Source organism: Pseudonocardia yunnanensis (assembly GCF_039534065.1).
Taxonomy (GTDB): domain Bacteria; phylum Actinomycetota; class Actinomycetes; order Mycobacteriales; family Pseudonocardiaceae; genus Pseudonocardia; species Pseudonocardia yunnanensis.
The window spans coordinates 159,817-174,428 of record NZ_BAAAUS010000039.1 but is presented as its reverse complement, the minus strand read 5'-3'; the positions used below and the strand labels follow the sequence as shown (position 1 = coordinate 174,428).

Genomic DNA, 14,612 nt, shown 5'->3' with positions numbered 1-14,612 from the left:
GATCGCAGGCTCCGTTCGGCCGGTTCGGCCTGCTGCCATCGCCGTCCTGCATCACGGCTCCACCAGCGCCAGCACCCGGGCCGGGCTCCCCGACCCGCCGACGATCGGCAGCGGACCCGCGATCACCACCGCGCCGGTGGGCGGCAGCTGCGCAAGGTTCTGCAGCTGGGTCAGCCCGTACTTGCCCGCGCCCAGCATGTAGGAGTGGCACGGGAACGGCGGGTCGAACGAGTGCGCCGCACCCGCGTCGGTGCCCACGGTCTCCGCACCGAGCCCCATCACCGGGGCCTCCTCGGCGAGCCACTTCGCGCACTCGACGGAGATGCCGGGTGTGTGCGACCCCGTCTCGTCGGCGTTCAGGAACGCGGCGGCATCCTCGCTGCGGGAGTCCCAGCCCGTCCGGTAGAGCAACCAGCCGCCCTCCGGGAGCGGCCCGTGCTCGGACTCCCAGGCACGGACGTGGTCGATCTCGAGCAGGAAGTCCGGGTTCTTCTCGCACTCCGCCGAGAAGTCCAGCACCGCAGCGGGCGCAACCAGGCGAGCGGCCGGCACCTGCGCGATGTCCTCGCCGTCCTTGGCGGTCACCCAGTGCACCGGCGCATCGAAATGCGTGCCAGTGTGCTCCGAGGTCTGGATGTTGTTCCAGTACCAGGCGGGGCCACGGTCGTCGTAACGGCTTATCTCGGTGACCCCGAACGGCGAGGCGTTGGCGAACTGGGGAGGCAGCTGGAGAACCGGGGTTCCGCTGTGCAGCGGCGCGGTGAGGTCGATGACCTCGACCGTGCGCGTGCGTAGCGCGTCGAGCAGGTTCTGCAGCACCGGCATGGCGGGTTCCTCCGAGATCGGCGTGTGGTCGTGGATGTAGTCGCGATCCCCGATGATCCTTGCGCATGACTGCATATCCGCCCAGTGCGCGAGGTACTGGTCCTCGATGAAGTACTAGTCCTTGAGAAGGCGCTCCAGGGCGTCGCGGCAGGCGCGCCACGCGGCGCTCGACGGGTCGATCAGCGCCATGTGGTCCACCCCCGGCAGCGTGACGAGCTCGGCCGCGGCTCCGGCCGCAGCCACGAACCGCTCGCTCTGCCGGATCGGCACGTTCACGTCCGCGGTGCCGTGCACGCACACCGCCGGCACGCCGATCGGGAGGCGGGCGATGGGCGAGGCGAGTGCGTACCGGTCCGGGACGGCGGACGGGTCACCGCCGAGCAGCGCCTGCACCGCACCGCTGCCCACGCGGCGCTCCGCAGCGTCGACGAGGTCCAGCACACCGGCCTGACTGACGACGCCGCGCAGCTCGACGAGAGGAGCCGCGCCGGGCGCACCCGCGGGAAGCCCGGGACGGGTGGCGAGCCACGTGGCGAGATGTCCACCGGCGGAGTGCCCGACGGCGACGACGCGATCCAGGGGCAACCGGCCACCGACCGCGTCCTGCACCGGACCGGCCAGCGCATCCACCGCGGCCGCGACGTCGTCGAACGTGCGGGGCCAGCCGCCGCGGTTGCCGTCGGCGGAGCCGGTGCTGTCGGCCGGTACCCGCCGGTACTCGATGTTCCATGCGGCGAGCCCGGCGTCCGCGAGGTCGGCGGCCAGCGGGCGACCCAGCTCGAGCCCGTAGGCCTGCCGCCAGAAACCACCGTGCACCACGACGGCGACCGCTCGGACATCGCCTGCCGGAAGGGTCAGCTCGCCGAACTGGGCGGGGTGGATGCCGTATTCGAACCGGAGTGGGGCCTCTGGGCGACTCACGGACGGGATCATGGCACGGAAAACCGATTCGTCACGTCGCGGTGGACGTGGGGGGACACCCACCGCGACGTGACTCCGCCGGCTGAGGGGGACTCCACCGGCGGCCCCGTGGGCGAGCACGCTCACGGTGCAGGCCGGTCGTCTGCACGACCGGATTCCGACAGACGGTACCGTGAGGAACGAACCGCGAAAGCCGTCCTCACCCGGATGAACCCGCAGGTCCGACGTATCTGGACCCGGACGGGGGCGTCCTGGGCCGTCACAGCTGATGAGAGCGCCGGCGGCGAGCCGGGCGAACGGCACATCGGTACTGACCTATCGAACGGGTGTGCCGCTCATCCGGCACGGCGACCGACCGATCAGCTCCAGCGATCGGTCAGCACACCGAGCGCACCGAGAGCGACGGCGGCCGCGGTCGAGGCCCGCAGCACTTCCTGGCCCAGCCGCACGGGCCGGGCACCCGCCGCCACGAGCGTCTCGATCTCCTCGTCGGTGATCCCACCCTCCGGGCCGACCACGAGCAGGAGGTCACCGGTGCGCGGAAGCTCGTCGGCGATGTCGGCGAGCCGCTCGCCTGCCCCCTCGTGCAGCACCAGCGCACCGGCCGCGGCGCTCACGCGTCGCGCCAGCCCCCCGGTCGTCACGGGCTCCTCGACGTCCGGCAACCACGGACGCCGGGACTGCTTGGCCGCCTCGCGGACCGTGCTGCGCCAACGGCCCAGTGACTTCTCCCCGCGCGGTCCGTCGTCCCAGCGCGCGATGCACCGCGCCGCGCGCCACGGCAGGATCCCGTCGATCCCGGCCTCGGTGGCCATCTCGACGGCCAGCTCGCCGCGGTCACCCTTGACGAGGGCCTGGGCGAGCAGCACGCGGGGCGCGGGCGGTTCCAGCACGACCCGCGCGGTCACGGTCAGGTCGACGGTGTCGCGGCCGGCCGCGTCGACGACGGCATGGGCGAGCCCGCCGTGGCCGTCGGCGAGCTGCACGGCCTCGCCAGGACGCAGCCGCTTGACCGTGGCCGCGTGACGTCCCTCGGGCCCGTCGAGGACAGCGCGGTCGCCGGACGGCAGCGCGTCGACGAGGAACAGTGGTGCGGTACTCACGAGACGATCCTCCCGCGCCCGTCACCGGGGCGGGCGGCAGCCGGTTCAGGAATGCGCCCGGCCGGCGGACCGGCGCGATCGTGGTCACCGGATCCGCCGCCTCGAAGGTGAACGTCCCCGGGGCGACCGGCGTGCGCCCGTGCCCGCGGCGGTCGCCACCGACATCGACGAGTGGGTCCACCGCAGTGGGACCGGGCGCGGACCCGGCACTCATCGGTCGGGCAGGTCAGCGGAACGAGTCGCGCAGCCGGGAGAAGATGCCGTGGCCGTTGCGGTTGCCCGCGGCGAGGTCGGGCTGTTCCTCCCCGCGCAGCGCGGCGAGCTGGCGCAGCAACTCGGTCTGCTCCTTCGTGAGGCTGGTCGGCACCGCGACGTCGACGTGCACCATCAGGTCGCCGTGGCCGTCCACCCGTCCGCTGGAGCGCAGCCGCGGCATTCCCTTGCCGCGCAGCGTGCGCACCGTGCCCGCCTGCGTGCCCGGCTCGACGTGCAGTTCCTCCATCCCGTCGAGGGTGGGCAGCGGCAGTGTGGTGCCGAGGGCGGCCGCGGTCATCGGCAGCTCCACGGTGCAGTGCAGGTCGGCGCCGTCGCGGGTGAACAGCTCGTGGGGCTCCTCCTCGACCTCCACGTACAGGTCCCCCGCCGGGCCGCCACCGGGCCCGACCTCGCCCTGCCCGGCCAGCCGGACCCGCATGCCGTCGGCCACACCGGCGGGGATCCGCACGCCGACCGAACGCCGGGAGCGCACCCGCCCGTCGCCGCCACACTGCCGGCACGGCTCGGGGATGACCTCGCCGAACCCACGGCAGTTGGGGCACGGCCGGGACGTGACGACCTGGCCCAGGAACGAGCGCTGCACGCTCTGCACCTCGCCGCGGCCGTTGCAGATGTCGCACATGGTGGGCGCGCTGCCGGGAGCGCAGCCCGAGCCGGTGCACACCGAACAGAGCACGGCGGTGTCGACGGTGAGGTCACGCGTGACGCCGGTGGCGCACTCCTCGAGCGTGAGGTGCATCCGGATCAGCGCGTCGGCGCCCGGCTGCACACGGCTGCGCGGGCCACGGCCACGGCCACCGCCCTGGCCCCCGAAGAACGCGTCCATGATGTCGCCGAAGCCGAAGGCGCTGAACGGGTCGCCACCGCCACCGCGGGCGCCGGCTCCGTTGCCCAGGGGGTCGCCACCCAGGTCGACGATGCGGCGCTTCTCCGGGTCGGACAGCACCTCGTAGGCCGCACTCACCTCGCGGAACCGCTCCTGTGCCGCCGCGTCGGGGTTGACGTCGGGATGCAGCTCGCGCGCGAGCCTGCGGTAGGCCCGCTTGATCTCGTCAGGCCCGGCGTCGCTGTCGACGCCCAGGATCCCGTAGTAGTCCCGTGCCACCCTGGCGTTCCCCATGGTCCTTCTCGCTCAACCGTTCACAACTCGTGCCGGATCGATAATGCCCTGTCAGCGCCCTGCCAGGATCTCACCCACGTACCGTGCCACCGCACGGACCGCCGCGATCGAGCCCGGATAGTCCATCCGGGTGGGGCCGACAACACCCATGCCACCCAGAACGGTGCCGGGGCCGTATCCGATCGACAGCACGGATGTGTCGCGCATCTCCTCGGCCTCGTTCTCCTCGCCGATGCGCACCGTGACGGTGCCGGGATCCTGCGCGGAGGCGAGCAGCTTGAGGACCACCACCTGCTCCTCGAGGGCTTCGAGGACCTGCCGCAGCGATCCGGGGAAGTCGCCCGCGTTGCGGGTGAGATTGGCGGTGCCGCCGAGCAGCAGGCGCTCCTCGGGGTGCTCGACGAGGGTCTCGATGAGCACGGTGGAGAGAGTGACGATCACGTCACGCAGCTCGTGCGGGACGGACTCGGGTAGGTCGGCCACCGCGACGGACGCGGCCGCGAGCCTGCGGCCGGCGAGCGCTCCGTTGATCAGGCTGCGCAGCTGCGCGACCTGGTCGTCGGAGAGCACCTCGCCGAGATCCACCACCCGCTGGTCGACCCGTCCGCTGTCGGTGATCACCACCAGCATCAGCCGCGCCGGGGTGAGCGCCACGATCTCGCAGTGGCGCACGGTGGAGCGGGTGAGCGTGGGGTACTGCACCACAGCGACCTGGCGGGTGAGCTGCGCCAGCAGCCGCACGCTGCGCCGCAGCACGTCGTCGAGGTCGATCGCGCCGTCGAGGAACGCCTGCAGCGCTCTCCGCTCGGCCAGCGACAGGGGTTTGACCTGCGCCAGCCGGTCGACGAACAGGCGGTAGCCCTTGTCGGTGGGCACCCGCCCTGCGCTGGTGTGCGGCTGGGCGATCAGCCCGTCCTCCTCGAGGACGGCCATGTCGTTGCGTACGGTGGCGCTGGAGACGCCCAGGTTGTGGCGCTCGACGATCATCTTCGAGCCCACAGGCTCATGCGTGGCGACGTAGTCCGCCACGATCGCCCGCAGGACCGCGAAGCGACGCTCGTCGGCGTTCACGCGGCGTTCCTCCCCGGTTCGTGGTGTTCTCACCAGTCTAGGTGTTCTCCACGAGTTGAGCGCTCATCATCGCTCCGCCGGTGGCCGACCGCACGTTCCGGGGAGGGGGACAGCCGCGCGGGGGGCCTCAGGAACCTGCCGGCCCCGCATCCGCGAGTGCCGCCGGGGCGACGACCGGGGCGCCTCGACCAGCGGCGACCTCCCGTGCCACCTCCTCCACCGTCTTGCCCTTCGTCTCGAAGGTGGCAGCGAGGGCGATGATGCCGGCGACGATCGAGATGACGCCGAAGAGCACGAAGAACGCGTAGCGCGAGGTCTGCATGGCCAGCACGAAACCGACCAGCACGGGCATCACGAGGCCGCCCACCTTCTGCATCGCGGCGGCCCAGCCGATGCCGGTGGCCCGGCTCGCCGTGGGGTACAGCTCGCTGGCGTAGGCGAAGAGCGTGGCACCGCCCAGCCCGCTGCCGAAGAAGGTGGCGAGCGAGCCGAGCACCACCACCGCGACGGCTGCCGACGCGGTGCCCCACACGAAGCAGAGCAGCCCGCTGACCAGGAACGACACGCCGAGCACGACCCGGCGGCCGATCCGGTTGATCAGCTGGCCTGCCAGGATGCTGCCCACCACACCCACAGCGGTGATGATCGCGGTGTAGCCGAAGCTCTTGAGCAGGCCGACGCCCTGGCCCTCCAGCACGGAGGGCAGCCAGCCGGAGAGCCCGTACAGGAACGCCCCACCGCACACCTCCATGATCCAGAGCGCGACGGTGTAGCGGAGGTAGGAGCGTCCGAGCAGGGACCCGATCGATCCGGCGGGTTCGAACGGTGCGCCGTGCACGACGGTGAGGTCCCCCGTGGCGCCGCGCGACTCCGGACAGAGCCGGTCGACGATCCGGAGCGCATCCTGCGCCCGTCCGCTGCGCAGCAGGTAGCGCACCGACTCCGGGAGCCGGGCCAGCATGAACAGGGTGACGAGGACCGGCAGCGTCCCGATCACGAACATGGCGCGCCAGGAGAACGCGGGCACCACCAACGCACCGATCGCGGCGGCCACCGGCGTGCCGATGAGCCATGCCGAGGTGGCCATGGTGACCATCGGGCCGCGGTGGCGGGAGGGCGCGAACTCGGCGATGTAGGGCAGCACCACCGCGATCTCCGCGCCGAGGCCGACACCCTGCAGCCCGCGGAACACCAGCAGCGACGGATAGCTCCAGGCGAACACCGCGGCGAGGCAGAACACGGCGTAGATCGCGATGCTGGCGGCCAGCGGAACCCGGCGTCCGAACCTGTCGGAGACCGAACCCGCGAGCGCCGCGCCCACGAGCATTCCTGCGAACAGGACCGACGAGTAGAAGCCGGCCTGGTCTTTGGAGAGATGGAACGTAGCGATGATTCCGGGGAGGGTGACCCCGGTGACGTTGATGACGAAACCGCACAAGAAATGCCCGGTCAGTACCGTCAGGTAGAGCGTCAGATGCCGATTGGTGAATCCGGATTCGTCCAGCCGGGTGAGCAGGGAGCTGGAACCGGGGGCGGTCGCGGCGTGGTGGGACATGGAGATACCACCTCCTTGTGGCGCGAAGCTGAATGTGTGTCGCGGTGGCCTTCGGGTGGGCCGCGCGATCAGCGGTCGTCCAGGTGACCCTGGGTGTCGAAGTAGATCCGGCGCAGCGCCGGAAGGACTGGGGAGCACATCTCAGCGGGCAGCCCGGCGGTGAGCTCGGCGGCGAATTTCTCGAGAGCCCGCCGCGCCGCATCCCTGGCTTCCACGCCCAGCGGGGTGAGCGCGAGTCGCATCATGCGACGGCTGGTGTCGGACGTGCCGCGGATGAGGAATCCACGGGTGACCATCTTGTCCACGCTCTCGGACATCGTGGACGGATTACGGTGTGCAAGTTTGCACAAGGCGGTGAGCGAGGTGTGCCCACTCCCGACCCGGGACAGAATTCGGTACTGCCGAATAGTGAGGGACTGGTCGAGGCCGGCGAGAATCTCGGTCTGCAACCTGGTGAGTCGCCCTCCAAGGGCGAGCAGCACTTCTCCGATGCCGGCATCTGGGCCGACCTCGTCGAAAGTTTCAGTATCGTCGTTGATCACTTTGGTGTCCGCACTGTCCGGTGCCCGAAATGATGTCCGCCGTGACACTACTGGCGTGACGGCGTTCACGGAAGAGGCAATTTCGATCACCCGAAACAGCGCAGAACAGCCAGACTGGAATGAATAGGTGAGATTAGCCGAAATAGGATTATCGGGATGAGTGAGACCGTCCACGCAAGGCGTGCCGACACCGGCGCGCCACCCCGCCGCCACCGGCCGGCTACCCGCGCACGTTCCGCGGAACTCCCGGTCGGGTGTGATCGTTGGGTTGGCGTGGATCATCCGTTTCGCGAACTTCGCGAAGAACGACGCCAGGGAGCCGCGCGCTGATGGGCCTCTTCGACAAGCTGAGGGAACGGTTCGCTCAGCCGGCGCACACCGCGCACCCAGGGCACGATCATCATCGGTCGCCTGATCATCACCGCGCACACGATCATCACCGGCCGCAGTACGGCGACCAGGGTCGCGACCCTGACGAGGTCGCCGTCGAGCGGTACAGGTACATGCTGAAGACCGCACCCCCCGAGACCATCGAGCAGGCGCACACCGAGGCGTTCGCCAAGCTCACCCCGGAGCAGCGCTCGCGGGTTCTCGCCGAGATGAGCACCACCGTGCCCGAGGCGGAGCGGGCGCGCTCCACCGATCCGCGGGAGATGGCACGCATGGCCACCCGTGCCGAGATGCACCACCCCGGCACGATGGAGCGCACGCTCGGCGGCGGCCGTCAAGGGCCGGGCATGGGCAGCATGATCGCCGGCACGCTCCTGGCCAGCGTCGCCGGCGCGTTCATCGGCACCGCCATCGCCGACGCCTTCTTCGACGACGACGAGGACGACATGTCCGGCGGCGAGGAGGATCTCGCCGGCGGTGAGGAGTTCGCCGACACCGGCGCCGAGGACTTCGGCGGCGAGGAGTTCTGACCCCCGCCCCGTGCGCGGTGACGGGTGTTCGCGCTGGTCACCGCGCACGGGCTGCTGGGAGGATGCGCCGTGTGCTGATCCGGCGCATCACCCTGGACGCAATCGCGGCGGGCACCGTCACCGCCGTGTTCCGGCGCTGGGACCGGCCGCGGGTGCGCCCGGGCGGCACACAGCGCACCCCCGTCGGCGTGCTGGAGTTCACCGCGGTCGAACCGGTGGACCCCACTGCTCTCACCGAGCAGGACGCCCACGCCGCCGGTTTCGCCGACCTCCCGGCGCTGTTGGCGGCACAACCGGGTGACGGGCAGCTCTACCGCATCCGGCTGCGGGTCGCCGGTCCGGATCCGCGCGTGGAGCTGCGGTCGCGGGCGGGGCTGAACGCCGAGGAACGCGCGGAGCTGACCAAGCGGCTGGACCGTCTCGACCGCGCGTCCCGCTCCGGCCCGTGGACCGCGACGGTGCTCGACCTGATCGCCGGCAACCCCGGCACCCGCGCCCCCGACCTCGCCGCCCGGCTGGGCCGGGAGACGCTGCCGTTCAAGCGTGACGTGCGCAAACTCAAGGAGCTCGGCCTGACCGAGAGCCTCCCGGTCGGCTACCGGCTCTCCCCGCGCGGCGAGGCCTACCTCCGCGCCTGACCGGCCAATCACGGCCGCCGCACACACCGGTTGGCCGCCGCACACATGTCCGAACGTGTGCACGGTGGCAACGAGATGTGTGCCGCACCGAATGGCCGCGGTGCCCGAGAAGGTGGCCGGTGGCAGTGTGGGTGCCGTGGCTGGCCAACGCTTCAGCCGGCGGTGGCTCCTCGTCGCGGCCGGGGCCGCTGGTCTCGTCGCAGCGGGCGCGGTGCCGTGGCCCGCCGGTGCGGTCGAGGTCGAGCCCGCCGATCTGCGCCGACGGATCCTCGGCACCGTTCCGCCCCACGTCGGCTACGCGGAGAGCGTCGGACGGCTGGGCCTGCCGCAGATCCCGCAGCTCGGATCGGCGATCGCGCTGTTCACCTCCACCACCCGGATCCGTGCCTTCGTCGCGGGCGCGGACCGCTGGCGCGTCGCCGAGCTGACCCCCGCCGGGGAGCGCGACACGTACCACCTCGATGGGGCCGAGTACCTCTGGGACTTCGGGGGTGACCAGGTCACCCGGGTGGTCGGTCAGGCCCCGCTGCGACTGCCCCGCGCCGCCGACCTGCTCCCGCCCGCAATCGCGCGGCGGCTGCTGGGTCCTGACGCAGGCCCTGTCACGTCGCTACCGCCCCGGCGGGTTGCGGGACGGACGGCCGCCGGCCTGCGGCTGACGCCGTCCGATCCGGCGACCACGATCGGCACCGTGGACGTCTGGGCCGATCCCGCCACCGCGTTGCCGCTGCGTGTCGAGGTGGCGCCACGTGGTGGTCCGCCGCTGCTGACCAGCGAGCTGATCGACGTCGTGGACCGCGGGCCGGACCCTTCGGAGCTGATGCCGACCGTCCCGCCCGGGGCGGCATCGGTGGCGGCGTCGGCGGCCGATGTCAGCGGAGCCTTCCGCCAGCTCGACGCGCCACGGGCTCCCCGGCGGCTGGCGGGCCTCGCCCGGGCGCCGCGGTCGGGCACGCCGGACTCCCAGCTGCCCGGTGCGGGGATCTACGGATCGGGTCTGGCCAGGTTCGCGTTGGTACCCGCCACTCAGGATTTCGCCGAACGCGTGGTCGGCGACGCTACGGCGGCAGGCGCCACGGTGGTGCCTGTGCCGTCCGGGCAGGCGGTCCGGCTGGCCACCCCGCTGGTGTCGGTCGCCGCCATGGCGGCAGGGGGCAGCGGCGCCCTCCTCATCGGGCCGGTCGTGCCGGAGCTGCTGGACCAGGCGGTGCGGGAGCTCTCGGAGCGGAGGAGGGCGTGACGACCGGACTCGTGATCAGCACCGCCGGCCTCACCAAACGCTTCGGCCACGTCACCGCCGTGAACGCGGTGGACCTGCACGTTCCCGCGGGCAGCCGCTTCGGGCTGCTCGGACCCAACGGCTCGGGCAAGACAACGCTCGTGCGGATGCTGCTCGGCCTGGTGCATCCGACGTCCGGGTCGGTGGAGATGCTGGGGCGCGCGATGCCCCGGCACTCAGCGAGCGTGCTCCCCCGCGTCGGTGCAATCGTCGAAGGCCCCGCCGCCTGGCCGCACCTGTCCGGACGGGCCAACCTGCGCCTGCTCGACGCCGCAGGATCCGGCGGCAGGCGGCGCGACCGTCGCGCCAGAATCGAGGACGCGCTGCAGCGTGTGGGGCTCGGCGGCATCGACCGCCGTCCCGTACGGGCCTACTCCCTCGGTATGCGGCAGCGCCTCGCCATCGCGGCGGCACTGCTGCGCGGGCCGGAGCTGTTGCTGCTCGACGAGCCGACCAACGGCCTCGATCCCCGTGGCATCGGGGAGGTCCGAGACCTGTTGATCGCGCTCAACGAGCGTGGGACGACGGTGGTGCTGTCCAGCCATCTGCTCACGGAGGTGGAGGCGCTGTGCACCCGCATCGGTGTGATGGACGCCGGACGACTCGTGCTGACCGACGACCTCGAGACGCTGCGCACGCCGACCGGCCAGGTGCTGCTGCGGTCACCGCACCCGGCCGCGGTGGTCGGGCTGCTGGACGGGCAGGTGCTGGAACGCAGCGGAGACACCGTGGTCGTGCGGGAGGACGATCCGGCCGCGCTCAACGCCCGGCTGGTCGCCGCCGGCATCGCCGTGACGGAGCTGACCCCGCTGCGCCGGTCCCTGGAACAGGTGGTGCTGGCGGTCACCGGAGCCGGCTCGGACCGGATGGACAGGAGAGGACGTTGATCGCGCCTGCGAACGCCGGGGAGGCTCCGTGATCGGCGTCGAGCTGCGGCTGATGCTGCGCCGCCGGCGGGTATGGCTCTGCTGGGCACTGCTCTGCGCGCTCCCCGCGCTGGTCGCCGTGCTGCTCGCCACCACGCGGCTGGCTCCGGCGCCCGGGCAGGGCCCCGCGTTCCTCTCGGCCGTGCTCGACAACGGGCAGCTCTTCCCGGCGGCCGCGCTGGCCCTGGTGCTTCCGGTGTTCCTGCCGATCACGGTGGCCGTCGTGGCCGGGGACGCGATCGCGGGCGAGGCGAGCACCGGAATGCTGCGCTACCTGGTGGTCCGCCCGGTCGGACGGCTGCGGCTGCTGACGGCCAAGCTCGTGTCGGTGGCGGCGTACGTGCTGATCGCCGTCGCACTGGTGACGCTCACCAGCTACGTCGTGGGGGTCGCGGCGTTCGGTTTCGGCGCAGGCGCCGCAGCGGGCGGAGCCGGTGGCATCACGTCGCTGTCCGGTCCGGTGATCACCCCCATGGGGCTGGCCACCCGCACCGCGATCGTCGTCGGCTACCTCGCGCTGTGCATGCTCGCGCTGGGGGCGATAGGGCTGTTCTTCTCCACCGTCACCGACTCCCCCCTGGCCGCTGCGCTCGGGGTGCTCGCCGTGGTCGTCGTCAGCGCGTCGCTGCTGCCGCTGGACGCGGCCGCCGCCATCCGCTTCTACCTCCCGACCACGCACTGGCTGGCGTGGATCGACCTCTACCGCGTGCCGATCCTGTGGACGGCCGTCCGCCAGGGCGCGGAGGTCCAGCTGTCGTACGTGCTCGTCGCGTTCGGGGCAGCATGGGCCAACTTCGCGACCAAGGACGTCACCAGCTGACAGGCATAACCTCAGCGCCATGGCCGCGCTGGAGTTCGACGAGCAGGCCGCTCGCCACGTCGAGCGGACCTACGCCACTCCCGACGTCGTGGCACAGCGAGCGCAGGTACTGGCGTTGCTCGCGCCGAAGCCCGGCGAGCGAGTGCTCGACATCGGCTCCGGGCCCGGATACCTGGCCGTGTCGCTCGCCGACGCAGTCGGGCCGACGGGCACCGTGTGTGGGCTCGATGTCAGCGAGGCGATGAACACGATCGCCCGCTCCCGCTGCGCGAGCAGGGCCTGGATCCACATCGACGACGGAGACGCGGCGAACCTGCCCTACCCGGACGCCTCGTTCGACGCGGCCGTCTCCACACAGGTCTACGAGTACGTGCCCGATATGCCCCGGGCGCTCGCCGAGCTGCGCCGGGTGCTGCGCCCCGGCGGCCGCGCGCTGATCCTGGATACCGATTGGGACTCGGCGGTGTGGCACGCGGCGGACCGTGAGCTGCACGAGCGGGTCATCGCGGCGTGGGAGGAGCACCTCGTCCATCCGCACCTGCCGAGCACGCTGGCGGGGCTGCTGCGGCGCGCCGGCTTCACCGTGCCCGAGGAGCGGGTCGTGGTGCTGTTCAATCCGCGGCTGCACAGCGAGACGTTCAGCGCCAACATCATGGAGCTGATCGCGGAGTTCGTGGTGGGCCGCCGCGGCCTCACGGCAAAGGACGCGCAGGCCTGGCTCGACGACCTGCGCGCCCGCGCCGACGAGGGCGACTACCTGTTCAGTCTCAACCGGTACGTCTTCCTCGCGACCGTCACCTGATTCCAGCACCGGGACCCGATCAGGGCGTGGCCGAGACCGGCAGCCGGTGCTTGGCCGCGGGCCCGCCCCGAACGCCCCGCCGCGTGCGGGTGCGGTGCAGCCAGTACTCGGCGACGAGCAGGTTCACCACCCAGCTCAGCCACATCGACACGCCGGCGGCCTGGGCGAGTACGGCCGGGTCGACCGGACCGGTGCCCATCACCTCGGGGGCGAACACGGCGATGCAGAGCATGCTCCACGGCCGGTTCGCGACGATGGAGAACGTCAGGGCCACGTTGCGCACCATCCACTCGCGGTGCTCGCCGAATCGCCGGGCCCGGGCCGCCCGGTAGCCCGCCACCGCCGTGGCCAGCCAGAGCAGCGCCAGCATCGTGTTCGCGACCTGGCCGGTCGGTCCGCCCGTCTGCCCGAACGGTGCGACGGCCAGCACCGCAATGCCACCTGGGATGACGCCGAGCCCGAGGTAGATCCGGCCACTCCAGCGGTGCACGGCGGGATGGGTCCGTCGCAGCCACGGCCACACCTGCAGCACCGCCGTCAGCAGCGCGATCGAGCCGAACCCGATGTGCGCCACGAGCGCGGGGTAGAACCACGGGACGTCCTCGGGGACGGGCAGGCGGGCCTTCGCGGGATCGAGCCCGAGGTAGGGCGGCAGCGAGATCACGAGGAACACGACGGTCAGCACGGCCAGCGGGACGGCGAACGTCCGGAACCGGCGGACAGCGGATGGGGCGGGCACCGGGGGAACCTCCGAGCTCGGGAGCAGTGCGTTCACCCTCCGCTCCCACGGGCTCGCCGACATGCCGGTGCGCCACCGTCCGCTGGTGGGGAACACCCCACCGCGGTCACCGGCCAGGTCCGGGGCGCGACATGGTCACGTGTCGCTGTTTCGCGCCGGGTTCGTTCCGCGTCAGGTGTCCATGTCGCCGGCGATCGGCGCCTGACGCGACCGTCAGCCCGCTCCTGCGGCTCGCAGGGAAGCGCAGTCCCCGCCCGTCGGGAGGGCGGCCGGCGAGATCGCCTCCAGCACGAGGCCCGTGACGGCCGCGTCCGTCGGCAGGTCGCCGTGGCTCACCACGGCACCGGGGCAGATCGACTGCACCGGCACGTTCACCGCGCCGTCGAGCCGCGCCGAGTCCGGCGGGGTGACGACCCGGTCGTCGGTGGTCCAGATCGACAGCCACGGCACCGCCGTCCCGACCTTCGCATCGGCCAGCTCGACGAGGTCGGCGCTGCCCGGGGCCAGCTCCCGGCACGCGGCCGGGCAGGCGTCCGGCGCGCTCGCCGACGCGGCCGCCGCCACCGTCGTGCCGGCGAGGGGCGAACCCAACGTGATCACCCGACGGGCCTTGGTGGCGCCGTCGTCACGGGCGACCCAGAGCCCGGCGACCACCCCGCCCGCCGAGTACCCGATCACGTCGACCGAGGGCGCCCCCGCCGCCAGCGCGCTTCCCACGGCCCCGTCGAGCAGGTCGACCTGCGCGGACAGGTCCCCCGTGCCGTTGCCGGGCAACGTCAGCACCTCGGCGGTACGGCCGGTGGCCTCGATGCGCCGGGCGAGGGTGAGCAGGCTGTCGCGAGAACCGCCGTACCCGGGAACGAGCAGTACGGGCCCGGGCCGGTCCTGGGGTGGCAGTGGCAGCGCGGCGGGCCCGGCGCCCCGGCCGCCGCCCCCGACCAACCGAATCCCGACAACCACGACGAGTGCGACAACAAGCACCCCGACCAGCGCAACCAGCAACCGCCGGCGCGGGCTCACAGGTGAGCCACCCAAGCCCGCGAGCCGCCCGTATTCCGGGAGCCGAAGGGGCGAC

At 72.1% G+C, this 14,612-nt stretch carries 15 protein-coding genes; 6 read left to right on the top strand and 9 right to left on the bottom strand.

What is annotated here, in order from left to right:
- Positions 1 to 51 precede the first annotated feature (51 nt).
- From ABD743_RS33000 to ABD743_RS32970, 7 genes are all read right to left on the bottom strand, one after another.
- Entirely contained in the window at positions 52 to 825 is a 774-nt protein-coding gene (locus tag ABD743_RS33000) for a cyclase family protein (RefSeq protein ID WP_344726804.1), read from the bottom strand.
- A gap of 114 nt (positions 826 to 939) precedes the next feature.
- On the bottom strand, positions 940 to 1,746 hold the full coding sequence (locus tag ABD743_RS32995) for an alpha/beta hydrolase family protein (RefSeq protein ID WP_344726802.1): 807 nt from the start codon (positions 1,744 to 1,746) through the stop codon (positions 940 to 942).
- Positions 1,747 to 2,105: 359 nt separating this feature from the next.
- Positions 2,106 to 2,849 carry a 16S rRNA (uracil(1498)-N(3))-methyltransferase gene (locus ABD743_RS32990; protein ID WP_344726800.1) on the bottom strand — a complete coding sequence of 248 codons (744 nt, stop codon included), beginning with the start codon at positions 2,847 to 2,849 and terminating at the stop codon, positions 2,106 to 2,108.
- Between the two features lie 226 nt (positions 2,850 to 3,075).
- Positions 3,076 to 4,230 (bottom strand): molecular chaperone DnaJ, encoded by a 1,155-nt coding sequence (gene dnaJ, locus ABD743_RS32985; protein WP_344726896.1) that lies wholly within the window; start codon positions 4,228 to 4,230, stop codon positions 3,076 to 3,078.
- A gap of 66 nt (positions 4,231 to 4,296) precedes the next feature.
- The gene (hrcA, locus tag ABD743_RS32980) at positions 4,297 to 5,316 is read right to left on the bottom strand and encodes a heat-inducible transcriptional repressor HrcA (protein ID WP_344726798.1); all 1,020 of its coding nucleotides are present in this window, start codon (positions 5,314 to 5,316) and stop codon (positions 4,297 to 4,299) included.
- A gap of 127 nt (positions 5,317 to 5,443) precedes the next feature.
- The gene (locus ABD743_RS32975) at positions 5,444 to 6,871 is read right to left on the bottom strand and encodes an MFS transporter (protein ID WP_344726797.1); all 1,428 of its coding nucleotides are present in this window, start codon (positions 6,869 to 6,871) and stop codon (positions 5,444 to 5,446) included.
- Between the two features lie 68 nt (positions 6,872 to 6,939).
- On the bottom strand, positions 6,940 to 7,503 hold the full coding sequence (locus ABD743_RS32970) for a MarR family winged helix-turn-helix transcriptional regulator (protein WP_344726795.1): 564 nt from the start codon (positions 7,501 to 7,503) through the stop codon (positions 6,940 to 6,942).
- Positions 7,504 to 7,916: 413 nt separating this feature from the next.
- On the opposite strand from ABD743_RS32970, the gene ABD743_RS32965 reads away from it, so the two are divergent.
- The 6 genes from ABD743_RS32965 (at position 7,917) to ABD743_RS32940 (ending at position 12,798) form a co-directional block, all read left to right on the top strand.
- On the top strand, positions 7,917 to 8,333 hold the full coding sequence (locus ABD743_RS32965; RefSeq protein ID WP_344726793.1) for a hypothetical protein: 417 nt from the start codon (positions 7,917 to 7,919) through the stop codon (positions 8,331 to 8,333).
- Positions 8,334 to 8,395: 62 nt separating this feature from the next.
- Positions 8,396 to 8,971: an ASCH domain-containing protein gene (locus ABD743_RS32960; RefSeq protein ID WP_344726791.1), complete on the top strand. Its 576-nt coding sequence runs from the start codon at positions 8,396 to 8,398 to the stop codon at positions 8,969 to 8,971.
- Between the two features lie 136 nt (positions 8,972 to 9,107).
- The gene (locus ABD743_RS32955; RefSeq protein WP_344726789.1) at positions 9,108 to 10,211 is read left to right on the top strand and encodes a LolA-like protein; all 1,104 of its coding nucleotides are present in this window, start codon (positions 9,108 to 9,110) and stop codon (positions 10,209 to 10,211) included.
- Entirely contained in the window at positions 10,208 to 11,137 is a 930-nt protein-coding gene (locus tag ABD743_RS32950) for an ABC transporter ATP-binding protein (RefSeq protein WP_344726787.1), read from the top strand. Before ABD743_RS32955 ends, ABD743_RS32950 begins: the two co-directional genes overlap by 4 nt.
- 28 nt (positions 11,138 to 11,165) lie before the next feature.
- On the top strand, positions 11,166 to 11,996 hold the full coding sequence (locus tag ABD743_RS32945; RefSeq protein WP_344726785.1) for an ABC transporter permease subunit: 831 nt from the start codon (positions 11,166 to 11,168) through the stop codon (positions 11,994 to 11,996).
- Positions 11,997 to 12,015: 19 nt separating this feature from the next.
- Positions 12,016 to 12,798 (top strand): methyltransferase domain-containing protein, encoded by a 783-nt coding sequence (locus tag ABD743_RS32940; protein WP_344726784.1) that lies wholly within the window; start codon positions 12,016 to 12,018, stop codon positions 12,796 to 12,798.
- A gap of 19 nt (positions 12,799 to 12,817) precedes the next feature.
- Here ABD743_RS32940 and ABD743_RS32935 read toward each other — a convergent pair whose 3' ends face one another.
- Positions 12,818 to 13,537 (bottom strand): DUF2306 domain-containing protein, encoded by a 720-nt coding sequence (locus ABD743_RS32935; protein WP_344726782.1) that lies wholly within the window; start codon positions 13,535 to 13,537, stop codon positions 12,818 to 12,820.
- A 213-nt stretch (positions 13,538 to 13,750) separates the two neighbouring features.
- Entirely contained in the window at positions 13,751 to 14,557 is an 807-nt protein-coding gene (locus ABD743_RS32930) for an esterase/lipase family protein (protein WP_344726780.1), read from the bottom strand.
- Positions 14,558 to 14,612: the final 55 nt, after the last annotated feature.

Excerpts from the sequence above, each read along its gene's own strand:
- ABD743_RS33000 (WP_344726804.1), bottom strand. The coding sequence starts at position 825 with ATGCCGGTGCTGCAGAACCTGCTCGACGCGCTACGCACGCGCACGGTC.
- ABD743_RS32975 (WP_344726797.1), bottom strand. The coding sequence starts at position 6,871 with ATGTCCCACCACGCCGCGACCGCCCCCGGTTCCAGCTCCCTGCTCACC.
- ABD743_RS32965 (WP_344726793.1), top strand. The coding sequence starts at position 7,917 with ATGCTGAAGACCGCACCCCCCGAGACCATCGAGCAGGCGCACACCGAG.
- ABD743_RS32960 (WP_344726791.1), top strand. The coding sequence starts at position 8,396 with ATGCGCCGTGTGCTGATCCGGCGCATCACCCTGGACGCAATCGCGGCG.
- ABD743_RS32940 (WP_344726784.1), top strand. The coding sequence starts at position 12,016 with ATGGCCGCGCTGGAGTTCGACGAGCAGGCCGCTCGCCACGTCGAGCGG.